This is a genomic window from Enteractinococcus helveticum, from assembly GCF_020742345.1.
In the GTDB taxonomy this organism is placed as follows: domain Bacteria; phylum Actinomycetota; class Actinomycetes; order Actinomycetales; family Micrococcaceae; genus Yaniella; species Yaniella helvetica_A.
Genome location: NZ_DYXC01000029.1, coordinates 37,904 through 60,794, shown reverse-complemented (window position 1 = coordinate 60,794; position 22,891 = coordinate 37,904). Strand labels below are relative to the sequence as shown.

Sequence of the window (22,891 nt, the reverse complement as noted above, 5' to 3'; positions counted from 1 at the left end):
GTTAGCTTAGCTCAGCAACCGCAAGACCGCCGGGGCTACCTTGATGCCGCCCACCACCTGCCCGCCGCCGTAGACGGGCGGCACAATACGCTCGACGACGTCGCTCATGGCTTGCAAGCTGAGCATATGCGGTGCGAAATTGGCCAGCAGTACCAGTGCAACCAGGTGCATTGCTCGATCCGTGGAGTCAATCATGGACACCGCCACGGCGGTGCCATCGGGAGCGGCGAGTGCAACAATTCCATCGGCACCAGTTTTGACGAGCAACTCCAGGGAATCCAATATGACCGTATCGGGTCGGTTGTTCCCCTGGACGACGTGCGGGTAATCCAACATGGCGCGCGCAACCATTGCGGCCGGCAGTTCTGCTGAACGATCAGTCAGGGCACGGCCGAGTTCACTAAACCCGCGGGCTAGTGAGCTCAGGGCCATAACCGGGGTGGGTGCCCCGCAGCCATCCACCCCCACGTGTGTAATGCTGGTCTGGCAGTACTGCTCTAAGACGGTGATGACCTCGGTCTGGATGGGCGAATCGGGATGCAGATAGCTGGTGGGATCGACACCTGCAGCAACCGTTGCTGCTAAGAACCCGGCGTGTTTGCCCGAACAGTTATGCGCCAATCGAGAGCGCTCCAGCGGCAGCGGCGCGACCTGCAGGGCAGCCTTTGCAACCTGGGACGCCGACGACGGATACGCCGCAGGGCAGGCAAGATTATCGGCGCTGAGCCCCGCACCGGCTAACATGGAGGCGGCGATATCTTGATGGTGCGTGGAACCGATGTGTGAACCGCACGCCAAGGCGAGCTGTTCATGTGCCAGTTGTGCCCCGCAACGCAGTGAAGCGATCGCCTGGAAAGGTTTCAGCGCCGAACGAGGATACACTGCTGCTGCAGGATCACCAACCGAGGCAAGAATTACGCCGTCGGAATTTACCACAACGGCTGATCCAAAGAAACGGTTTTCCACAAAGCCATTCCGGGTTGCAATGGCCAGCTGTTCGACGTCGCTGGCCCGAATCGGTTCAGACACCTTGGTCTCCTTCTAGATGCTCAGTGGTTGCACATTTAGGTATTGGACTTTTTGCGGTAGACGGCCCAGGTCACGATTGTTGAAGCAACCGCGCCAATGCCCAGTGCGGCCAGCGCATAGCCAATATCGCCGCGGGTGGCATCCACAAACGTGCGAAACCCAAGCCAGGACACCCAGGAACACGACAGCATGATCATCAGCCAGACGTAGATGATTTGCAGCCAGCGCGGGAACAATGGGCCCTGGCCGTAGGGCAGATGACGGCGACGAAAGGACATGGCTACGAGTCTAGTCGGATCTCCACATATTTCAGACATACCGCCCAACCATCGGCCGGAAACGACTACGCTTAGGAACGTGAAAACTTTAGTCTTGGGCCCAGGTGGCCGCGAACACGCAATTGTGCAAGCCTTACGCGCCGATCCATTGGTTTCCGAGGTGCGCTGTGCACCAGGCAATGCCGGCATTGCCAAGGAAGTTCCCGTCTACCCGATTGATGTTTCCTCTCCCCAGTTGGTGGTTGAACTCTGCCAGGAACTGCAACCGGATCTCATCGTGATTGGTCCTGAAGCACTGCTGGCTGCAGGTGTTACCAATGCGTTGCAGGCGGCAGGCTTCGCCGTATTTGGTCCAACCCACCAGGCAGCACGCTTGGAATCTTCTAAGGCCTTTGCCAAAGAGATTATGCACGCCGCCGGGGTACCCACCGGTCAGGCACATACGGCAACCAACCTGGAACAGCTGGAAGCCGCACTGGATGAAATGGGGGCACCCTATGTTGTCAAGGACGACGGACTGGCCGCTGGTAAAGGTGTGATCGTGACCCAGGATCGCAACGAGGCGATCGCTCACGGCCAGGCTATTTTTGCCGGGGGAGACCCGGTACTGGTCGAAGAATTCCTTGAAGGCCCAGAGGTTTCGGTATTTGTTATTGCCGATGGTAAAGACGGTGTGGCTATGTCACCCGCACAAGACTTTAAGCGCATTTATAACGACGACGAAGGCCCCAACACCGGTGGCATGGGTGCATACACCCCGCTGGAATGGTTACCCGAAAACTTCACCGAAGACGTCATGGAACAGGTTGCCCGGCCGGTCCTGGCTGAGATGGCCAAACGGGGCACGCCATTTACCGGTGTCTTGTACTGTGGATTGGCCGTTACCAAGAAGGGTATCCAGGTTATTGAGTTCAATTCCCGGTTCGGAGACCCCGAAACGCAACCGGTGCTGGCACGGTTAAAAACCCCGTTGGGCCAACTGCTCAAAGCCGCTGCTGATGGCAAACTGGCCACCTCGTTTCCAAGTATTCAGTTCCACGACAACGCGGCTGTTGGGGTTGTCATGGCTTCGGAGGGCTATCCGGGTGCTCCGAAAACTGGCGCTCAGATTACCGGGGTCGCTGATGCTGCCAAACATGAAGATGTCAGTGTGCTGCACGCTGGAACCACCACGGGAGATACCGGGGAATTTACCGCATCCGGTGGTCGGTTATTAACCGTGGTGGCCACCGGTGATGACCTCGTTCAAGCGCGCGACACCGCTTATGCGGCCGTAGAAAAGATTTCGATTCCAAACGGTCAGTACCGCACGGATATTGCGGCCAAAGCTATTAACGGCGAGATCACGATCCCAGGAGCCTAAACCATGACTGATATCGCAACGTCCCTGCCCGGTTGGCGTCACATCTACTCCGGTAAGGTTCGTAACCTCTATGAACCTGATGACACCCAGCCAGGAGCATCCCAGACGCTGTTAGTTGTCGCCACGGATCGGATCTCGGCCTTTGACCACATCTTGAACCCCGGCATTCCGGACAAGGGCAAGATCTTGACGCAACTGTCGCTGTGGTGGTTTGACCGTTTGGTTGACGAAATCAATGTGCCAAACCACGTCGTCTCAACCGATGTGCCGGCCGAAGTTGCGGGACGTGCGATGGTGGTCAAACGACTTAACATGTTCCCGATCGAGGCTATTGCGCGGGGGTATCTGACCGGCTCCGGGCTCGCGGAGTATCGCAAGACCGGTGAAGTTACCGGGATCCCGTTACCCGGGGGACTCGTTGATGGGTCAAAATTGGATCCTGCAATCTTCACTCCGTCGGCGAAAGCTGAAGTCGGGGAGCACGATGAGAACATCAGCTTTGCACAGATGATCTCACGCATTGGTGAGACTGCTGCCGCCGACATTCGGGAGAAGACCTTACAACTGTATACCACTGCGGAGCGCATTGCGCGTGAGGCCGGAATTATTCTGGCCGACACGAAAGTCGAATACGGTACTGATGAAAATGGTGTGATCACCCTGGGTGATGAGGTGCTGACCCCGGATTCCTCACGTTTTTGGGATGCCCAGGCTTATGCGCCAGGCACATCTCAGGAATCCTTTGATAAACAGTTCGTACGTGATTGGCTAGCTTCGGAAACTTCCGGCTGGGACCGCAACACCGATACTGCCCCACCAGAATTACCTGCCGACGTCGTTGAAAAGACCGCTGAGCGCTACCGTGAGGCTTACCGCCGGTTGACCGGTCGGGCATTTCAGTAAGCGGTTGTTTGATCGGCCGGGACGAGATCTATGACGACGGCTTCCGGCGGACAGAACGTGCGCAAAGGCACTGTGGGAGAGGCCCCAATCCCGGCGGTGACATGGATCAGCCCAGTGCGTCCGGCGCTGCGCCAGGGAAAACTGCCTGACGCCAGACCGGGGGGCAAATCACAGTTCGACACTATCGCGCCATAGGAGGGCAGGGCCACTTGCCCGCCGTGTGTATGGCCCGCTAACACGAGGTCGGCGCCGTCGGCCACCGCGGCATCGAGTACTCGTCGGTAGGGGGCGTGGGTCACCGCGATCTTCAGTATCGGGTTCGTGTCTTGTGCGTTTGGAAATCCTGGCCAATCATCGGCTTGCATATGCGCATCGTGTGTACCTGCTAGGTGAATGTCAACCCCGTTACTGACTTGTAGGGTCAAGGAGCGGTTGTCAACCCGATGCCAGGTGCCCCGTGCTGTGATGCCGTCAAATAATTTACGCGTATCAACAGCATTACGGAGCTCGTCAAGATGCGTGGTCGTAGAAGGCGCACGGAGATAGCGTAGTGGGTTGGCGTTGCGGGGACCAAAGAAGTCGTTGGACCCCGGAACAAATACTCCTGGAAATTCAAATAGTGGTTCAAGGGCATGTAGCACATCATCTATGGCATCCACCCCGCCCGGATTATCTCCGATATTGACCACAAGGTCAGGTTGTGTTGCCGCCAGGCTGCGAACAAAATTGATCTTGGTCCGATCCCCAGCAACCAGGTGCATATCACCTATATGTAAGATGCGTAGCGGGGCCTGACCTTCTGACAGTAAGGGCACTGTTTCATAACGAATGCCAAACTGACGTGCTGAAACCACACCAAATACTGTGGCAGAGACCGCCGTGACGGTACCCAGTGTGAAAAGTTTGGCCGCGCCGGATAGTATCCGACGCGGCCACCAAGGTGACTTAGACACTAGTCGTCATTTCCTGATGAGTCATTGTCACCCGAATCATTGTTATCGGATTCATTCGATGAGTCCGACCCCGAATTCGCTCCGGAATCCGAATCTTGATCCGATCCTGAATTCGAATTTGAGCCCGAATTTGAACTGCCGGATGAACCACGGCTGTAGACTCGCGGATTACCGGTTGGACCGTCAAACTTCGGGAAAGCATCGGTACCGTACTTCGGCCCGGCAACCTCCATGAAATCAACCCACATAGGACCGGCAATCAGCGAGCCCCAGGCGTCCTGGAAATAGCGACCACCGATGGTTTTGCCTCGCAGGGTGTAATCCGGGCCGTTGCCCAGGTAGTTACCAACCCATGAAGCCGTTGCAAGTTCTGAAGTGTATCCAATGAACCAGGTTGACGACTCAAAGTTGTTGGTACCGGTCTTACCTGCGATCGGGAAGTTGAGCCGTCCTTGCGAAATACGCTCACTTGCGATGGCCGTCAACGTGTTGTTAAGCTCTTTGATGTTCTCCGGGTTCAGCGACCCGGGGGAGCACTGGATTGGCGGAACAGTGTATTCGTTGCCATCGGCGTCAACGATCGATTCAATTGCGCGAGGTTCACAGTAGGTGCCGCCGGAACCCAAAGTCGAGTACGCAGACGCCATGGTGAGTGGGGAAACGTTGTAGGCACCAAGTACGAACGAGGGGTTGGAAGGATCTAGACCTTCGTTGTTCTCCGCATCGGTAATACCTGCCGCGTCGGTGATATCGGTAATGGCACATAGGTCGGTGTTATAGGCCGCAGCAATTGTTGCTGTGTTAATGGACCAGTACAAGCCGTAGTCCATGCGCATTGGTTTGTGCATATCGGCGATAGCGTTCTTTGGCCGCCAGCCGTCGCTACCGATGCGTGCATGCCCGCCGGGCAGGCAGTAGGCGGGGAAACGGGCGCCGTCATAGTTATTCCGGGAAGCATCGACTTGGTCGCGCATTGATTTTCCGGAGCCGATCCAGGCCATTGCAACGAACGGCTTCAGGGTTGAACCCAGCTGGAAGCCTTGACCGCCACCCCAGTCTTTGTCAACGTTAAAGTTCAGTGAGGTTTGACCGTTGCCCTGCTCATCGCCGACCTCGTACTCGGTGTTCTGGGCCATCGCTTTGATATTGCCGGTATTTTGCTGGACCGTCACGATGGACGAGCCGATGCCTTCGTTCTCCCCAGCAGGAACATTGCGGCGTGCGGTTTCTACAGCGGCTTCTTGCAGCTCCGAATCTAATGTCGTGGTGATCTCTAGACCGGAACGATCCAGCATACGCTGACGGGATTCACGATCCGGGCCGAAAGCAGGATCAGCCAAGATTGACCGCTGGATGTAGTCACAGAAGTATTCGAAACCATCCTTGGCGTAGTAACAGCCCGACGGCAATGGGGTTTCATCAAGTACCAGTTCAGAGGCTACGGCCTCGTCATATTCTTCCTCAGTAATCTTGCCTTGATTAAGCATGTTGCCCAACACGAGGTTGCGTCGGTGGGTCGCACCTTCTGGATTTTTTCTCGGATCCAGAGCGTTTGGCGATTGAACCAGGCCAGCTAAGAGTGCAGATTCTGGGATGTTCAGATCGGCTGCGGATTTATTGAAGAATAATCGGGACGCAGCTTCCACACCGTAGGTCCGGCCGGAAAAGAGCACGATGTTGAGATAGCCTTCCAGGATTTCATCCTTGGACATATCTTTTTCGACGGCCACCGCAAGTTTCATTTCGCGAATCTTATCCGGAATCTGTTTGGTCCCTGATACGGTCGTACGCAAGCCGTTAAGGTTCTGATAGTTGACCAGCACGTTGTTGACATACTGCTGGGTCAGTGTCGAAGCACCCTGCTGGGTATCAGAGGTCACGTTATGGACGACGGCGCGTGCAAGTCCTTGACCATCAACACCGGAGTGCTCGTAGAAGCGCTCGTCTTCGATGGCAATGATCGCATCGATCATGTGCTGCGAGATGTCTTCGAGATCAACCGGGGTGCGGTCTTCAGCGTAGAAAGTCGCGATCTCGTTACCGTCCTGATCGAGGATGACCGACGGTATGGACAGTGGCTCTTCATTGAGCTCAGCGGGTAGCTGATCTAGCATTTCGGTACCGACTTGAGATGCCGCGCCGGCGAGCATGCCAGCGGGTAACAACATGCCAGCTCCCAAAGCTCCCAACAACGCGGAAATACCAAAAAAGGCGAGCAGCTTTGACAGCACGGGATTGCTTTTGAGCACACTAGATCCTGACGACGTCGTTTTGGCCATGTGGGCAGTCTACTACGAAGCACATGCTCATATCTGTTCCAAGGCTCTTAGCTCAAGATACGGTTAACGCATGAGTGATAAACAAAAGTGGGAATACGCCACGATTCCTTTGCTGATTCATGCCACCAAACAAATTCTCGATCAGTGGGGTGACGACGGCTGGGAGCTTGTTACAGTTATCCCAGGTCCGGACGGTAATGCGCCCGTTGCCTATCTCAAACGACCCAAATCAGAATAAGAAGGAGCCACATGTCCGCTATCGAACAGCGTCTTGAAGAAGCCGGATACACCCTGCCGGCCGTCGGCAAACCACTAGCAGCCTACGTGCCCACCATGCGTGATGGTGACAACATTTATACTTCTGGTCAGTTGCCGTTGGTCGATGGCAAGCTTGCAGGTCTAGGCAAAGTCGGCCAGGACGTCAGCGTTGAAGACGCCGCTGATTACGCGCGCACTTGTGTCTTGAATGCACTTGCCGCCATCAAAGCTGAAATCGGAGACTTGGATAAGATCACCCAGATCACCAAGCTCGTTGGTTTTGTATCCTCAGCATCCGATTTCGCCCAGCAGCACGTCGTGATCAACGGTGCCTCCGAATTCCTGGCTGATATTTTCCAGGAGAACGGTCAGCACGCACGTTCGGCCGTTGGCGTAGCTATGCTACCGATGAACGCTCCAGTGGAAGTAGAAATGATTGTCAAAGTCCAAGATTAGGATCTTGAGATCGATTCACTGAGTTAAACCACTGCCGGGCTGAAGAAATATTTCTTCAGCCCGGCAGTGGTTTAACACGCTATATGCGCTTAGCGTGCGCGCTGGCGGAGGCGCTGCAGATCAAGAATAATCACGGCGCGGTTCTCGAGACGCAACCAATCACGCTGGACGAATTCAGCCAAAGCCTTGTTGACGGTTTCACGAGATGCACCAACCAGCTGAGCCAGTTCTTCCTGGGTCAGGTCGTGAGCGACCAACAGGCCATCAGCGGTTGGACGGCCGAAGCGATCAGCCAGATCGAGCAGAGCTTTGGCAACGCGTCCGGGAACATCTGAGAAAACCAGGTCAGCCAAGGACTCGTTGGTACGAGACAGGCGACGGGCCAAAGCACCCAGCAGCTGCATGGAAACTTCAGGCGAAGAGTAGATGACTTTTCGCAGGTTTTCATGGCGTAGACCAGCAAGGCTGGTTGCAGAAACCGCGGTTGCTGAAGCCGAACGTGGGGCTGGGTTGAACAGTGCCATTTCGCCGAAGACTTCGCCTGGGCCAAGAATGGCCAGCAAGTTTTCGCGACCGTCGGGGGCAGTACGACCGAGTTTAATTTTGCCTGACAGAATAACGTAGAGCTGATCGCCGTCATCGCCTTCATGGAAAACTGAGGCACCTCGGGACAGCTCAACTTCAGTCAGCTCCGCGGTCAGCGCGCTGAACACCTCGTCATCAAGGTGTGTAAAGAGGGGTGCGTTGCGCAATACGTCTAGATCCATGGTGGTAAAGATTTCCTTACTGGCCTTATGGGCCGAACTCTAACTTGTCGGAACTTGGTCACTGTTGGTGAAGTGCCGATGAATGCCGGATCGGGCACACAAATATTAGTGCGATTCGACATGGGCTTCCAGCTAATTCTATCTAATGTAGAAAGAGATGTGGAAATCGTCACAACCAGCAGCGAAATCTTCTTCTACGATAGACGAAAAATCATCCGTATGACGACGCGTTCGATCACCCGGGCATAAGATGGCAGAAACCGGCTAGGCTTAAAACACTGTAGCCACCAATGATGACAGCTGATGGGACGGTGGGTGGTCATAGCGTTTTCCTTGCTTGATTGGGCATTAGTCGTTGTGCTCGTCATTGTTATTCTGATCGGTTTTCGTCGAGGATTTTGGATCTCGATGGGCACCGTAGCCGGCGCAGTCGTTGGGGTATTAGGTGGCTTATTTTTGATGCCGCTAATTGTTCAACTGGTGCCCGCAGGCGTCATAAGAATTATTGCCATGGTAGCGGTGACCGCGGTATTAATTTGGCTCGGTATGATGATCGGGCGCAAGATTGGGCGCAGGTTGCGCTTGCACGTCAGTCATCCGGCGATGCGTGCCATCGATAAGTTCTTGGGCGCCCTCGCTAATACGGCTGTTGCGGGACTCGTTATTTCGCTGGTCGCGTTTTCGATCTCCAGCGTTGGGGTCCCCGGAATCACCAGCGTGCTCAAGAATTCACGGATCGTCGCCTTCACGACGACATTAACCCCAGAAAGCGCGCGCATCTGGGTCGCTGAAGTTCGAGCAGCTATCTTGGATTCTTCAGAACTTCCCGAACTGGATTTGGCAGACAACGCGGATCCAGAGGTTGAAAAAACTGAGATTGAGCCCACCAGTGAGGTGCACGAAACCAGCGAATCATCGGTACGAATCACCGGAAGCGCCTATGAATGCGGTCAAAGCCAAACCGGGTCCGGCTTCGCAGTGACCGGCAATCGAATAGTGACAAATGCTCACGTGGTTGCAGGGGTCGAAGCACCACAGGTCGAATCCTTCGACGGGCAATTATATACCGGTCAGGTCGTAGCATTCGACCCGGACATCGACGTCGCGATCATTGCCCTACCTGGTGCACAACTACCAGTTGTCGAATTTGGTGACCCTCTTGAGCCGGGTGACGCGGCGTTTGTTTTAGGATTCCCATCCGGTGGTCCACATCAAATCCTTGGCGCTGAAATCCAGGCTCATGGACCGGCAACCATAGTGAATATTTACGATGAAAATGCCCAGCTGCGCGACGTATACCAGCTAGCTGCTGAGGTACGTCAGGGCAATTCTGGCGGTGCATTGGTCGCAGAAGATGGCACCGTCGCTGGTGTGATATTTGCACGCGCCTCTGAGGCCGATATTGGCTATGCGATGTCGCATGAAGAAATTGCCGACCTGATCAATCAAGCCCCTCAGTTATCGCAGCCAGTGTCCACCGGACACTGCTTAGAATAAGCAGGCGCTAGCAGGAACAGCTCAACTCCCAAGTCAAGCCGTGCCTGATTGTGCCGGACATGTTGTTCTAATGCTTGACAAGGCGTAATCTTGGTGACATAAGTCATGTAGTGACTTCTGCTCACATCGCCTGCTCTAAAGGGGTAGAAATGTCCTCTCAAGTAACTTCTGCGCCAACAAAAACCCAAGTGCGCGAAGATTTTGGTGGCCGTTGGATATTTATCTTGGCGGCTATGGGATCTGCAATCGGGTTGGGAAATATTTGGCGCTTCCCATACATCGCGTACGAAAACGGTGGCGGCGCATTTATCATTCCGTACCTTGTCGCGCTGCTATCTGCCGGTATTCCACTGTTGTTTTTCGACTACTCACTGGGGCACCGATTTAAAGGTTCCCCACCGTTGACCTTCCGCCGCCTCCATAAGAGAACCGAGGCCGTTGGCTGGTGGCACGCAATGATCTGTGTGATCATCGGTATCTACTACGCAGCCATCTTGGCCTGGGCTACGATGTACATCTTTTTCTCGGCAACAGAAGCATGGGGAGATGATCCTAACGCATACTTCTTCGAAGAATACTTGCAAATGTCAGAAACACCAGGATTCAACTTCGAACTCGTTCCGGGTGTGTTCTGGCCGCTTCTGATTATCTGGGTAGCTACGCTACTCATCCTCGCCTTTGGGGTGCGTCGAGGTATCGGCGTAGCCGCGGTGATCGGGATCCCACTGCTTGTGCTGATGTTCCTTATTCTGATCATTATCGCGCTAACACTGCCAGGCTCAAGCTCGGGTCTCGATGCGCTCTTCACCCCGAATTGGGAAGCCCTGCTCAACCCAAGTGTATGGATCGCGGCTTATGGCCAGATCTTCTTCTCACTGTCCGTTGGTTTCGGGATCATGATCACATACGCGTCCTATCTGAAACGACGCACCAACCTGACTTCTTCCGGCCTGGTGGTTGCGTTTTCAAACTCTGGATTTGAGATCTTAGCCGGTATCGGCGTCTTTGCCACCCTGGGCTTTATGGCCCAAGCAGCCGGAGTGCAGATCGGTGAAGTCGTAACCTCTGGTATCGGGCTGGCCTTCGTGGCGTTTCCAGAAATTATCTCCCAAGCGCCACTTGGCCTGGGACCAGTCATTGGTATTTTGTTCTTCGGCTCATTACTCATTGCCGGGTTCACATCGATGATTTCAATCCTGGAAGTCACCTTCTCTGCAATCAAAGACAAGACCGGATGGTCTCGAAACACGGTGGTCTGGACCGTAGGAACCCTGCTCGCACTGATTTCACTGCTTGGATTCGGTACCACGTCAGGGCTCGCTCTGCTCGATACTTTCGATTACTTCGTCAACAACTTTGGTATTGTCGCGGCAGCCTTCGTGGCGGTCGTTGTTGTCGCATGGTTGCTGCGCCGTCTCAACCGTGTCGTTGCACACCTCAACAAGGTTTCATCCTTCCGGCTCGGCACAGTCTATAAGATCTTGGTGGCCATCGTGCTGCCGGTAGTCCTTGGCTACATGCTCATAACGGAATTCCTCAACCAAACTACCGCTGAGGAACCCTACGGGGGCTACCCACAGTGGTACGTCAATACGTTTGGTTGGGGTATGGCCGTTGGCATAATTGTCATCGCCATCATCTTGAGCCTGATTCCATGGCCGAAAAACTCAGCGCTATACGCTGAACGGTCATCGAATGAATACCCGCTTGATGAAACCGACCCGCCACTGGGTAAACATGCTTCCGCAACAGAACCAGAACAGGGAGTTACACCATGAGCCCCATCGCCATAGTCATGATGATCATCGCCTGCGTCACCGTCTTCGGTGGGGTGGTCTTTGCGATGATCAACTTGCAACGTCACCCGGATGAAGTCTCTGGAGAATTCGGCGAAGCCGAAGGAGAAATCCTGGGTGGTAAAACCCTCTAGTCCTACAACCCTATAAAAAACTTCGGCCCACAACCGGTTTGGTTGTGGGCCGAAGCGTTGGGCGTGACTTGTGCGGTTAGCCACGCATCTCGTTGAGGATTTCTTCCATCACCGCCGGATCAGCCAGGGTTGCCAGAGCTGTGGTGTCAGCCTGAGTCTTGCCTTCGGCGGCGTCCTTGAGCAGACGGCGCATAATTTTGCCTGAGCGTGTTTTGGGCAGGTCACTGGTTATGAGGATTCTGCGGGGTTTAGCGATCGGACCAATATGCGAAGCGACGTGCTCGCGCAGAGTCGCTTCGGCTTCATCGGGGGCGATACCATTTGAGTCCTCGTTCAGAATGACAAAAGCATAGACTGCCTGACCGGTGGTCTCATCAGCAGCACCGACGACGGCGGCCTCAGCAACCACTGGGTGGGCAACCAGCGCGGACTCGATCTCGGTGGTGGACAATCGGTGTCCGGAGACGTTCATCACGTCGTCGACACGACCCAATAACCAAATATCGCCGTCTTCATCGAAACGTGCGCCATCGCCAGCAAAGTACATTCCGTCAAAGCGCGACCAGTAAGTGTCCACAAATCGCTGGTCATCGCCCCAGATGGTACGGGCCATTGCCGGCCACGGCTCACGAATGACCAAGAACCCCTGGGAGGTGTCCTGCATGGTGTTGCCTTCTTCGTCGACAACATCCACGGCGATACCGGCAACGGCTCGCTGGGCCGAACCCGGCTTGAGCTGCTCGGCGGTCAGGGCGGGTAGCGGAGTCAGGATGTGCGCGCCGGTTTCAGTCTGCCACCAGGTATCAGCGATGGCCACCGGATCGGACTTGCGAGCTCCAGGCGTGACAGTGCCATCTTCGTTCACGGTACCTGCACCATTATTCTGACCGATCACCTCACGGTACCAGTACCAGGCCTCCGGGTTGATCGCTTCGCCAACCGAACCCAACAACCGCAACGACGACAGATCGTAACGGTCTACAATATCTCGGCCCCACTTCATAGCCGCACGGATTGCAGTTGGTGCGGTGTAGAGAATGGTAACACCGTATTTTTCAACGATTTCCCACCAGCGGCCACGGTGTGGGGCGTCCGGGGTGCCCTCATAAATGACCTGGGTGGCACCATTGGACATTGGACCATAGACGATATAGGAGTGCCCAGTCACCCAGCCGACGTCGGCGGTGCACCAAAAAACATCGGATTCAGGCTGTAAATCAAAGGTATCGCGTGCGGTGGCAGTGACCTGGGTCAGGTATCCACCCGTGGTGTGCAGAATACCTTTTGGTGTGCCGGTGGTACCGGAAGTGTAGAGGATGAACAACGGATGTTCTGCCTCGTGCCACACCAGTTCATGAGTTGTTGGTTGTGCATCAACGACGTCGTGGAACCACTGGTCGCGGCCCTGGACCCAGTTAATGTCCTCACCATTGCGCTGCACCACGAGTACATGCTCAACGGTGTGACCGTTGCTGGCCAGGGCGTCGTCGACAATCGGCTTGAGCATATTCGGTTTGCCACGACGGTAGGAACCATCCGCGGTAATGACCACCTTGGCCTCAGCATCATCAATGCGCGAGCGCAACGCTTCGGCTGAGAAACCTCCGAAGACCACCGAGTGGACCGCCCCGATGCGAGCACAGGCCAGGATCGACACAACTGCCTCGACCAACATGGGCAGGTAGATGGCCACCCGGTCGCCCTTGGTTACGCCCAGAGCTTCTAATGCGTTAGCAGTCTGGGAAACGCGATCGAGCAGCTCGGCATAGGTTACTGCCTGAGAATCACCCGGTTCCCCTTCAAAATACAGGGCGACTCGGTCGCCGTTACCGGCTGCGACATGACGATCCACCGCGTTGTAGCAGGCATTCGTTGTCCCGTCGGCAAACCATCGCGCAAATGGGGGATTCGTCCAGTCGAGGATCTTGGTAAACGGGGTATCCCAGTGCACTTCGGCACGAGCCCGGGACGCCCAGTATTCCAGGTGGTCCTTATCGGCTCGTGCATAGAGCTCTTGTGCTCGTTGTTGGGTGGCAATTTCGTGTGTGGTGACCATGAGGCTCCTTCGGTCGTGATCGTCGTCACATCTAGGGTTATGCTAAGAGTTTTGACCAAGCCATTCAAATTCATCGTGCGCTGAACGGTCATGGTTGTCACGATGAACGGTCATTACGCTATTATCTGCACGGATTCGACGCCGACCTCACTGTGCAGCCTAGGATAAGACGCAACGATGCAAGGAAAGGACCACTGTGAGGAACGAGACGCCGCTGGCCAAAAAGCGCCGAGCCCGTAAGATCTTCCGTGTGCTCGGCGAGGTCTTCCCGTACGCCCATGCGGAACTTGACTACACCAACGCCTTCGAGCTGTTGGTTGCTACGGTACTGAGCGCTCAAACCACCGACATACGAGTCAACGCCGTCACTCCTGCATTATTCGAACGTTTTCCCGATGCATTCGCAATGGCCCAAGCATCCGAGGTCGAATTGCAAGAACTCATTCGCTCCACTGGCTTCTATAAGAACAAAGCTCGTGCACTGTTGGGACTTTCCCAAGCACTCATCGAAGACCATGACGGTGAAGTCCCCGGTACCTTGGACAAGCTCGTCAAGCTGCCCGGAGTCGGACGAAAAACAGCTTTTGTCGTACTGGGCAACGTATTCGGAGTCCCCGGCATTACCACCGATACCCACGTCATTCGGTTAGCAAATCGATTTGGTTGGACCGATTCGACCAATCCGAATGTCGTGGAACGAGACATCGTAGCGCTATTTGAGCCCAAAGATTACACTGAAGTCTCCAACCGGGTCATTTTCCTTGGCCGCCGCGTGTGCCACGCCAAACGACCCGCTTGTGGTGCCTGCCCGGTTGCCAAATGGTGCCCCTCGGCAGGTACCGGCGAAATCAATCCGCAGGCCGCTCAAGAACTGTTGGCCTATGAGCTCGCCCCCGGCCGCGAACACATATATCAAGCCCTAGTCAACGGCGCCACGCGCGCCGAACTGCGGGCCGACGGTTATATTTGGGAGGCCTAACATGCAACTCGATGGCGCGCTCGCAGACCTACTCGCCCTCGTGCACACCCACGGCACCGTGCATCCTGATATCGCCAATCGCGTCACCGTATCTCCTGCATCGACCCTGCCAGAGTACAACTCGACATGGCCATTTCGTATCAGCGATCTCATCGACCCGCGCCAGGCGTCGGTACTATTACTGTTCGGGTCGATGGATGACCGACCGGCCACCTTTCGGCGCACCATCGTGCCCGAAGAACTCGATGTCTTGCTGACACAGCGTTCCACAGCATTACGAAATCATCCTGGACAAGTCTCCTTTCCCGGTGGCGGTCTAGAACCTCAAGACGACGACGAAATCGCCTGCGCAATACGTGAAACGCAAGAAGAAACCGGTGTCGACCCCAACGGCATCATTCCATTGGGTAAGCTTCCCGAACTACCACTGCCTGTTTCCAATTTTCGAGTCACCCCCGTGATTGGGTGGTGGCAACACCCCAACGAAATGGTCACCACCCAAGAAGCTACCCGGGTCTTTCGTGTCCCGGTGGGCGATCTGGTCGATCCAAAACTCCGCGTCACGGCGGTAGCAACCGACCGATCCGCTGACCAACGCTTCGGTACTCCAGCCTTCACCGTCGGCGGCACACTTGTGTGGGGGTTTACTGCGATGATCATTGACCGAGTCTTGGAACTCCTCGGCTGGGCTGAGCCCTGGGATCCTCGGTACAAGATCGACATCACCGAATGGGACGCGACCAAACCCGTCCCGGCCGCCTACTTCGACCCCGACCACAGTGAAGTTGACCTTACCGGCCAAAAATAGTTCGCTGCAGACACTGTCCACACCCTGGCAAACACACCGGTTGTTTTCCACAATTCGAATCGAACACCCACTGTTTGACATGTAATGAGTTGATGCTGGATGCATGTCAACCACGCAACGAAGATTTCTCCCAGGTAAGAAAACCCCGCCGGATACTCTCATGCGGGTGCTGGTGGATACCAGCAGTGCCAGCGACGACGCCGCACGTTTTGTCTATGCAGTCATCGCTGCGCTGGGTATGGACATTGTTGAGCTCGCAGACGCCAATGATGATGCATCCTATGCTGCCACGATCCAAGTCGGCGACAATACTATCGTCGCCGACCATAAGCAGTGGCACTACCCGGATCACGAAGCCACCTTTGAACACTGGTTAGTGACCACTTGTTTTCCCAGCTCTGTCGACCCTACAGTGTGGGCTCTGGTACAGACCGGTTCTGAGCGCTTCAAAATGTTGGCAGCAGCCATGGCCTACGCCTACCAAGATCAGGGCGTCGTCCTGATCGATGCCGATGCTTCCGAAGCGCTATCGCGCAGTATCCTCGAGGCCACTGACGACGCCATCGATATCTTGACCTTCGATTTTGAAATGCCATCGCCGCACATCTACATGCTCAATGCGCCCACCTGGGAGGGCGTGACGATGCTTTTACAGGTTGACCGAGCCAACCCGTTGAACTCAGTGCTGCTGCCCGAGACACTCCAGGCTGCAAAATACCACTTTGCCCATACCGTCATCGATTGCGGGGCAGATCTGTTCCTGGCACAGCGGCTGGCGGCAGCAGGAAGCCGTGTCATTCATATCGACGACGGTGCCCGCCCGCTCTATGTCGATCTGACCCCGCATAAACGCATTGAATATTTCTCTCACGACATCCCACCGTATGGAACCCGCCGAGACTTTGAATTCATAGTGCACAACACCCGACGCCGTGCCGGTATGCGGCGCTGGATGCAACGAGGTGATGCGATATGACACGCGGATGGGTACCTAAACCTCCACCCAAGACCGGCGGGTTGACTGCTGCCAAACAATGGCTAGCGGCCCGGCTCAAACCTGCAACCGACCGTACTCACCAACCCTCTCAGCCCGCTGCTGGACTAGTAGCGCAAGCTGTTTCCAAGCATGTGTCAGTCGCCTCGACTAACCAAGCATCACGTTCAATGCAATACTTGCTCGATGATTTACTCGGATTAGGGCCGCTGGCCGAATTTGCTCGCGATACGACCACAACCGACATCATCGTCGATGGTCATGGCAGGGTATGGACCGATACTGGTGCTGGGCTACACCGAACACAAACCGTGCTGGCCTCAGAAACGACGCGCGCACTGGCAGTCCGACTACTTGGTCAGGGCGGCAAACGATTGGACGAGGGCATGCCCTTTGGAGACGTCCAGATTGGCAACGCACGGGTCCACGCCGTCCTCCCGCCGATTGCAACTGCCGGTCCACAACTCTCCATCCGGTTGCCCTCCAGAACCCAACCCACCGTAGAGGCTCTGGCTGCCGAATGGCCGGGTGCCGAAAAATGGCTCAACGTGCTCAACCACCTGATGCATCATCGCGCCAATATTCTGATTTCCGGGGCAACCGGATCCGGAAAAACGACACTTCTTGCCGCATTATTAGCCACGGTCGATCCCGACCAACGCATACTTACGATCGAGGACACCCCGGAACTTGATATTCGACACCCACATGTCGTTGGGCTTGCCACCCGAGATCCAAATACGGAAGGCCAAGGCGGAATTGGTCTGCCCATTCTGATTCGACAAGCGTTGCGCATGCGCCCGGACCGCGTCATTGTCGGCGAATGCCGCGGAGCAGAAGTCGCTGAATTTCTCTCAGCGATGAACACCGGACACCGTGGAGCCATCGGCACCGTGCACGCAAACTCTGCTGGCGATGTGCCCGCACGACTCAACGCCATGGCAGCGCTTGCCGGACTAGATCCAGTCACTGCCGCAGCACAAATTCGTTCCGCCATTGATCTGGTCCTGCACTTACACCGAGATGAACATGGGCAACGCTATCCAGCCGAAGCCGCATTGCTATCCAAAGCCAGCCAAGATACTCATCTGCCGCTGGTGCCCGTGCTCCAAACAATTGACCACCAGGTCATTGAAGGTCCAGGACTGGCACTCTTGGACGGTTTGGCTCAACAGGAGGCCGCATGAGTCCCTTCAAAGCCGTGGCAAATCTGGTGACGGCAAAACGCCGTGCCGCACAACAACACGCTGAGTTCATCACCGTCATCCGCCAAGCGGCGGCCTTGTTATCTGCTGGCCGGCCCCTCAGTCAGCTCTGGCCGGAAGTCGCGGCTGCCCATGCCCCCTGCGCAGCCTCACCTACCCCCGATACCCGAAACCCCAAATGCTGTATGCACCACGTCCTAGTAACCCAACACACCGCCGCGCTCCTGGGCGAACCTTACTTTGCCCACATCACCGCACCAAGCGAACCAGCAGGATGGCAGCAACTATCCGCTACGCTCACACTGGCCCAAGACACTGGCATGTCTTTAGCGACCATCCTGTATCGTCTCGCCGATGCTCTCGAGGCCGGTGAAGACGCACATCAGGCTCGCGAAGCAGCCTCGGCAGGGCCGCGAGCAACCGCCCGTTTACTGGCTTGGCTTCCGGTCGCAGGCCTCGGACTAGCCCACATGCTCGGAGCATCACTAGAAGAGCTGTTGACCACCCCTTCCGGATGGATATTACTGGTGGCTGGAGCCGGCTTAGCCGTGATCGGCAGACGCTGGAGCGCTCGCATGATTCGAACGGCTCAAGAACCATGAAAAATCTCCACAGCACGACAGACCCCGCACTGGTCCTAGATGTCATGTCGCAGCTCTTTGCCGCAGGCAGCTCTCTACCCGCGGCATTGGCCGCCGCCGGACGACACTTGCCAGGATGCCAACGGTTGACTGACGTCTCGCAGAAACTCTTAGTGGGACTGGATTGGGACACCGCATGGCAGGACGCCGTAGAAGACTCACAACTGGCTGTCCTTGCTCGCGAACTGCGCTTTGTGCACTCTTCAGCAGTTCCCTCCGCACACATGCTGACTACTGCAGCCACCGCGCTGCGGGCTAACCGCAAACGTCTAGCAGAACAACTTGCTCAAGAATTGGCCATCCGTCTCGTCCTGCCCACCGGCATCTGCCTCCTGCCCAGTTTCATTTTGCTAGGCATCGTCCCAATGGTCCTGTCGCTGCTGCCAGGATGACCATCCAAGCTCATAACTAAATATGGCAACCAATACCACCCACCTCCCAAAGGAGAACATCATGAAACACAATCAACCATTTGAACTCAATTTCACCGATGATACCGGGGCGAGTACTGCAGAGTACTCGATCGTGACACTTGCAGCTGTAGCCTTTGCTGGATTACTAGCAGCAGTGTTATCGTCGGGGGCCGTGCAGGGACTCCTAGAGGGCCTGATTGAACGGGCCCTGACCTTCTAACCCACCAGCTGTGGCCGGGGTCAAACGCCCCGGCCACTCCAAGGGAGTCCCCATGACCACAGTCAAAAAATCGACCACAGGCTCCGTTACCGCAGAGTTTGCCGTGATCCTGCCCGTCGTCGTGCTCGTTGTCGCGCTGCTCATTAATATTATTGCCGTAGGGATGCAGCAATCCAAGCTGCACCAAGCCGCGGCCGTGGCTGCTCGGCAACTGGCACGTGGCGAGTCCACCGCCACCATCACGTCCGCGGTGACGAATATGACAACGGCTTCGACCCAGGTATTGACTTCAACATCTGGCACCTGGGCCAGCGTTGAACTGACCAGCCCGGTCCCTGGACCGTTGGGATTATTTCCGGCACTCGAACTCAGTGCCCAAGCGAAAGCACCAAATCAATGGACCGTATCACCCTAGCCCGTCAGCGGTGCGTTGACGATACCGGAGCATCCACAGCCATGATGCTGACCATATTCGCATCACTGATGGTATTGCTCGTCGCAACGTTGACGCTCATTCAAGTCCAGATCGCCGCCTCGCGAGCCGCTGTGGCTGCAGATTTAGCCGCACTGTCAGCAGCAGATGCCGCTCGAGGACTCATGGTAGGGGAGCCGTGCGAGCTTGCACAAAGTACGGTCGCATCCCACGGTGCCACGATGGAATCCTGCGACATTCGTGCCCCGGGAATAGCACATATTCAGGTCAGTGTCGCAAGTCCGATTGGACTAAACGCTACGGCTGAGTCTCGGGCGGGACCGAAACAGCCCTAGTCAAGGCCTCGGCCACGTATCTCAAGACGACGACGGCTCCGGCTTTATCTAACGGCGAGTTCCGATTGCCACACTTCGGTGATTGCACACAGGATGGACACCCATCCGCGCAGGCACAGTTTTCGATGGCATGCATAGTCGCGCTAATCCACGTGTTAGCCTGGCTGAAACCACGAGTGGCAAACCCAACCCCACCGGGATGTCCATCGTAAACAAACACGGTTGGGGCTTCAGTATCGGGGTGGAGCACTAACGAAACGCCACCAATATCCCACCGATCATTGGAGGCCACCAGAGGCATCATGCCAATCATTGCGTGTTCGGCCGCGTGCAGTGCACCGGGCAATCGATCGGTCGTTAGCCCAGCAGCGATGAATTGTTCCGAGGGCGCCGTAAACCAAACCCCCTGGGTATAGAGTTCCCGGGCGGCTAACTCCAACGGTTGTTCGTCAATGACTTTGCCGCTAGATACTTCCTTACGCTGATAAGACACCACTTGATTCGTGACTTTGACCGGCCCGTGCACCCACGCCAGCTTGTCGGCAGCAGAATATATTCGGGCATCTTCGCCCAAGATTTCGACATCGGTGACATCACGAGCCTGCGTGTAGTACTCCGGCTCAGCGCGCAACACGACCACGGTCGAATGGTCTTCGTCTAACTGCTCAACAACCCAAGTTCGACCCTGATGAACGTAGACGGCGCCTGGGTGTGTTTGCGAATGTGCTTGCTCGGCACCGATCGACCCCAGAACCGCGCCCGTCTCGCCGTCGATAATTTGCATTGGTCCGCCACCGGCATCGCGCAGACTGATCATACCGGCAGCGTGCTGTTCATGAGTCCAATACCAGCCTGCAGGACGACGCCGCAGATACCCAGTTGACGTGAGCTCTTCGACGATGTCACGTACACGGTCGGCGTCTCCAAACACCTCAAGGTCACTGGGTTGCAGAGGCAATTCAGCGGCTGCTGCGCAGAGGTGGGCCGACAGAATATGAGGATTTTGCGGGTCGATAACATTATCTTCGACCGCTAGATCAAAGACGGCCTGCGGATGATGCACCAGGTAGGTATCCATTGGGTCATCACCGGCAACGTAGAGGGCTATAGACCGCTGGCCAGCCCGACCTGCTCGTCCCAACTGCTGAAAAAACGACGCCCTCGTGCCCGGCCAGCCCGCGACGACCACCCCATCCAAGCCGGCGATATCGATCCCCAGCTCCAGTGCTGGCGTTGTCGCCACGGCGAGAAGTTTGCCGTTATTGAGCTGTTCTTCAACTTCACGGCGTTCTTCCGGTAAGAGCCCGGCCCGATAGGCTGCGGCTCGTCCGACGAGGGACGGGTGGACTTCAGCGAGTTGACGCTTGACGATTTGGGCCATGGCTTCAGCCCCGCGTCGGGATCGAATAAACGCGACCGAACGGATCGAATTGACCGCCAGATCTGTCAGCATATCGGCCCCCGTCGCCATGAGCGAACGACGCAGCGGGGCATTGTGTTCTCCCGTGGCACCAGAAAATTCCGATTCCCAGAATCCTACGACGACTTCGCCATGACCCGAAGTGTCTTCTTCCACACTGCGAGCGGCCGCACCGATCAATGCTGAAAAACTCTCCGCCGGGGCCGAGGATGTCGCTGATGCCCCGAAAAAGACCAACTCCGTGTTGTCCAGGTGCGCACAAATGCGACGCAACCGCGTCAGCACCACAGCCACGTGGGAACCAAATACCCCGCGGTAGGTGTGTGCCTCATCAACGATCACGTATTTCAGGTGCCGAAAAAACTGTGACCAGGCCGGATGATTCGGCAAAATCCCAACGTGCAACATATCAGGATTCGTGACCAGCACATTGGCGTGCTCACGGGCCCAAACCCGAGACTGCGGATCCGTGTCGCCGTCGTAGGGGGCAGGCCGCAACCAGTTGACCCCGTGATCTGCAAGATGCTGCCAGGAGGCTAATTGGTCAGCGCTCAACGCTTTGGTCGGTGCCAAATATAGGGCCGTGGAGATGCCATCGGCCAGCGTGGTTGCCACCGGCATGTGGTAGGCCAAAGACTTGCCCGATGCCGTACCGGTTGCCAAGACGACATGCTCACCGGCTAGCGCCAACTGGGCTGCGGCAACCTGATGTGCAAAGGGTTGTTCCACACCGGTTGAGCCCACCGCAGCACGGAACTGGGCAGGCAGTGTTGCTGGCCATACAGAAAACCTGGCGGTGCGTTCTGGCAACACCCGGGTATGGACCAATTGGTCGGGCACCCGCGAATAGCCTAGAAGCTCCGCCAGGTAGGCTGCAGCCTCGTCGTGGCCGATACTTACACTTCGAAAGTTTGCGTTGCCCACTGATCTTCGGGGTTGACATCAGGATGGCCAAGGACGACGACATCGCCGATTGCCGTCCACCCCAGGTAGGTATACAGTGCTTGGCCTTCGAGTCCGGCAATCAATAGCCCGGTCTCGACGTCGTGTTCCAGTGCCAAGGAGCTCAAATAGCGCATGGTCAGTGAGCCAAGACCCTGACGGCGGAAATCCGGTGCCGTCCAAATTTGGTCGAAAACCGCATAGGTGCCATCAACAACCGCCACACGACCGCGGGCGGCCAGCTTATCTGGACCGACATCGGCTTCATCCGTGGTTCTAAAAGCCACCAGATACCAGCCGTCATTGCGGGTGACTTCGGCGGTGAACTGCTCGGGAATGATCGGTTCTTCGACATCCTGCTGGGTCATATCGGTGACCATCACCAGTTCATCAACACCGATCGGACGCAACCCGGTTTTTTCCGCAAAGTGTTTCGCGGTCGATCCCGCAGGCTGTGGCTCATCGGCCAGATCCGCGGCGACAATTAATTGGCGGCTGGGGTTTTTGAGGATTTCTTCTGCAACAGCCTTCAGGACATGATCGGAAGCATTTGTGACGACGTATTCCCAAAGGTCTTCACCGGCTTCAGCCGACTCTGGAGTGCGCAGGGCAGCATGAATATTCCCCTGAGTGGTCAGGTGATAGTTTCGAATGCGAGCACGCCCGGTCAGCCACGCCGTGGCAAGTTCGTCTGTCAGTGAAGTAGTGATAGCCATGCCCCTAGAATAGCTT

The 22,891-nt window shown here is 56.1% G+C and carries 24 protein-coding genes; 16 read left to right on the top strand and 8 right to left on the bottom strand.

The window, feature by feature from the left end:
* Window positions 1-6 precede the first annotated feature (6 nt).
* Both K8V32_RS02310 and K8V32_RS02305 read right to left on the bottom strand, forming a co-directional pair.
* Window positions 7-1,029: an asparaginase gene (locus K8V32_RS02310; protein ID WP_303902251.1), complete on the bottom strand. Its 1,023-nt coding sequence runs from the start codon at window positions 1,027-1,029 to the stop codon at window positions 7-9.
* A 35-nt stretch (window positions 1,030-1,064) separates the two neighbouring features.
* Complete coding sequence (locus K8V32_RS02305; protein ID WP_303902248.1) at window positions 1,065-1,307, bottom strand: hypothetical protein; 243 nt, start codon at window positions 1,305-1,307, stop codon at window positions 1,065-1,067.
* A 79-nt stretch (window positions 1,308-1,386) separates the two neighbouring features.
* Here K8V32_RS02305 and purD point away from each other — a divergent pair, with 79 nt between their 5' ends.
* Window positions 1,387-2,670, top strand: a complete 1,284-nt coding sequence (gene purD, locus K8V32_RS02300; protein ID WP_303902245.1) for a phosphoribosylamine--glycine ligase — start codon at window positions 1,387-1,389, stop codon at window positions 2,668-2,670.
* A 3-nt stretch (window positions 2,671-2,673) separates the two neighbouring features.
* Window positions 2,674-3,573, top strand: a complete 900-nt coding sequence (locus K8V32_RS02295; protein WP_303902242.1) for a phosphoribosylaminoimidazolesuccinocarboxamide synthase — start codon at window positions 2,674-2,676, stop codon at window positions 3,571-3,573.
* On the opposite strand, the gene K8V32_RS02290 is transcribed toward K8V32_RS02295, so the two are convergent.
* Entirely contained in the window at window positions 3,567-4,526 is a 960-nt protein-coding gene (locus tag K8V32_RS02290) for a metallophosphoesterase (RefSeq protein ID WP_303902239.1), read from the bottom strand. The genes K8V32_RS02295 and K8V32_RS02290 overlap by 7 nt on opposite strands.
* Entirely contained in the window at window positions 4,526-6,805 is a 2,280-nt protein-coding gene (locus K8V32_RS02285) for a transglycosylase domain-containing protein (RefSeq protein WP_303902236.1), read from the bottom strand. The genes K8V32_RS02290 and K8V32_RS02285 overlap by 1 nt, the downstream gene beginning before the upstream one ends.
* 70 nt (window positions 6,806-6,875) lie before the next feature.
* Between K8V32_RS02285 and sp36 the strand changes: the two genes are divergently transcribed.
* Together sp36 and K8V32_RS02275 are read left to right on the top strand one after the other, a co-directional pair.
* Entirely contained in the window at window positions 6,876-7,043 is a 168-nt protein-coding gene (gene sp36, locus K8V32_RS02280) for a Sp36 family protein (protein WP_162840621.1), read from the top strand.
* An 11-nt stretch (window positions 7,044-7,054) separates the two neighbouring features.
* Window positions 7,055-7,519, top strand: coding sequence for a RidA family protein (locus K8V32_RS02275; protein ID WP_303902234.1), 465 nt, complete (start codon window positions 7,055-7,057; stop codon window positions 7,517-7,519).
* A gap of 89 nt (window positions 7,520-7,608) precedes the next feature.
* Here K8V32_RS02275 and K8V32_RS02270 read toward each other — a convergent pair whose 3' ends face one another.
* Entirely contained in the window at window positions 7,609-8,286 is a 678-nt protein-coding gene (locus K8V32_RS02270) for a Crp/Fnr family transcriptional regulator (protein WP_141863756.1), read from the bottom strand.
* 303 nt (window positions 8,287-8,589) lie between these two features.
* Here K8V32_RS02270 and K8V32_RS02265 point away from each other — a divergent pair, with 303 nt between their 5' ends.
* From K8V32_RS02265 to K8V32_RS02255, 3 genes are all read left to right on the top strand, one after another.
* On the top strand, window positions 8,590-9,783 hold the full coding sequence (locus K8V32_RS02265) for a MarP family serine protease (protein WP_303902226.1): 1,194 nt from the start codon (window positions 8,590-8,592) through the stop codon (window positions 9,781-9,783).
* 149 nt (window positions 9,784-9,932) lie between these two features.
* Window positions 9,933-11,561, top strand: coding sequence for a sodium-dependent transporter (locus K8V32_RS02260; protein ID WP_303902223.1), 1,629 nt, complete (start codon window positions 9,933-9,935; stop codon window positions 11,559-11,561).
* Entirely contained in the window at window positions 11,558-11,713 is a 156-nt protein-coding gene (locus K8V32_RS02255; RefSeq protein WP_303902221.1) for a methionine/alanine import family NSS transporter small subunit, read from the top strand. Before K8V32_RS02260 ends, K8V32_RS02255 begins: the two co-directional genes overlap by 4 nt.
* A gap of 76 nt (window positions 11,714-11,789) precedes the next feature.
* Here K8V32_RS02255 and acs read toward each other — a convergent pair whose 3' ends face one another.
* The gene (acs, locus tag K8V32_RS02250; protein ID WP_303902219.1) at window positions 11,790-13,769 is read right to left on the bottom strand and encodes an acetate--CoA ligase; all 1,980 of its coding nucleotides are present in this window, start codon (window positions 13,767-13,769) and stop codon (window positions 11,790-11,792) included.
* Between the two features lie 196 nt (window positions 13,770-13,965).
* On the opposite strand from acs, the gene nth reads away from it, so the two are divergent.
* From nth to K8V32_RS02205, 9 genes are all read left to right on the top strand, one after another.
* Window positions 13,966-14,748, top strand: coding sequence for an endonuclease III (gene nth, locus K8V32_RS02245; protein ID WP_303902216.1), 783 nt, complete (start codon window positions 13,966-13,968; stop codon window positions 14,746-14,748).
* Window position 14,749: 1 nt separating this feature from the next.
* A complete protein-coding gene (locus tag K8V32_RS02240; protein ID WP_303902213.1) occupies window positions 14,750-15,556 on the top strand; it encodes an NUDIX hydrolase in 807 nt (268 codons plus the stop codon).
* 103 nt (window positions 15,557-15,659) lie between these two features.
* On the top strand, window positions 15,660-16,532 hold the full coding sequence (locus K8V32_RS02235) for a hypothetical protein (protein WP_303902209.1): 873 nt from the start codon (window positions 15,660-15,662) through the stop codon (window positions 16,530-16,532).
* Window positions 16,529-17,737 (top strand): TadA family conjugal transfer-associated ATPase, encoded by a 1,209-nt coding sequence (locus K8V32_RS02230; RefSeq protein WP_303902206.1) that lies wholly within the window; start codon window positions 16,529-16,531, stop codon window positions 17,735-17,737. Before K8V32_RS02235 ends, K8V32_RS02230 begins: the two co-directional genes overlap by 4 nt.
* Window positions 17,734-18,357 (top strand): type II secretion system F family protein, encoded by a 624-nt coding sequence (locus K8V32_RS02225; RefSeq protein ID WP_303902201.1) that lies wholly within the window; start codon window positions 17,734-17,736, stop codon window positions 18,355-18,357. Before K8V32_RS02230 ends, K8V32_RS02225 begins: the two co-directional genes overlap by 4 nt.
* Window positions 18,354-18,788, top strand: a complete 435-nt coding sequence (locus K8V32_RS02220) for a type II secretion system F family protein (protein ID WP_303902199.1) — start codon at window positions 18,354-18,356, stop codon at window positions 18,786-18,788. Before K8V32_RS02225 ends, K8V32_RS02220 begins: the two co-directional genes overlap by 4 nt.
* Before the next feature lie 61 nt (window positions 18,789-18,849).
* Complete coding sequence (locus tag K8V32_RS02215; RefSeq protein WP_303902196.1) at window positions 18,850-19,029, top strand: DUF4244 domain-containing protein; 180 nt, start codon at window positions 18,850-18,852, stop codon at window positions 19,027-19,029.
* A 52-nt stretch (window positions 19,030-19,081) separates the two neighbouring features.
* Entirely contained in the window at window positions 19,082-19,444 is a 363-nt protein-coding gene (locus tag K8V32_RS02210) for a TadE family type IV pilus minor pilin (RefSeq protein ID WP_303902193.1), read from the top strand.
* Entirely contained in the window at window positions 19,426-19,797 is a 372-nt protein-coding gene (locus K8V32_RS02205) for an Rv3654c family TadE-like protein (RefSeq protein WP_303902190.1), read from the top strand. The genes K8V32_RS02210 and K8V32_RS02205 overlap by 19 nt, the downstream gene beginning before the upstream one ends.
* Here the strand turns inward: K8V32_RS02205 and sftH are convergent.
* Entirely contained in the window at window positions 19,760-22,057 is a 2,298-nt protein-coding gene (sftH, locus tag K8V32_RS02200; RefSeq protein ID WP_369681029.1) for a DNA 3'-5' helicase SftH, read from the bottom strand. The two genes, K8V32_RS02205 and sftH, sit on opposite strands and share 38 nt — an antisense overlap.
* Before the next feature lie 56 nt (window positions 22,058-22,113).
* Entirely contained in the window at window positions 22,114-22,875 is a 762-nt protein-coding gene (locus tag K8V32_RS02195) for a GNAT family N-acetyltransferase (protein ID WP_303902187.1), read from the bottom strand.
* Window positions 22,876-22,891 lie beyond the last annotated feature (16 nt).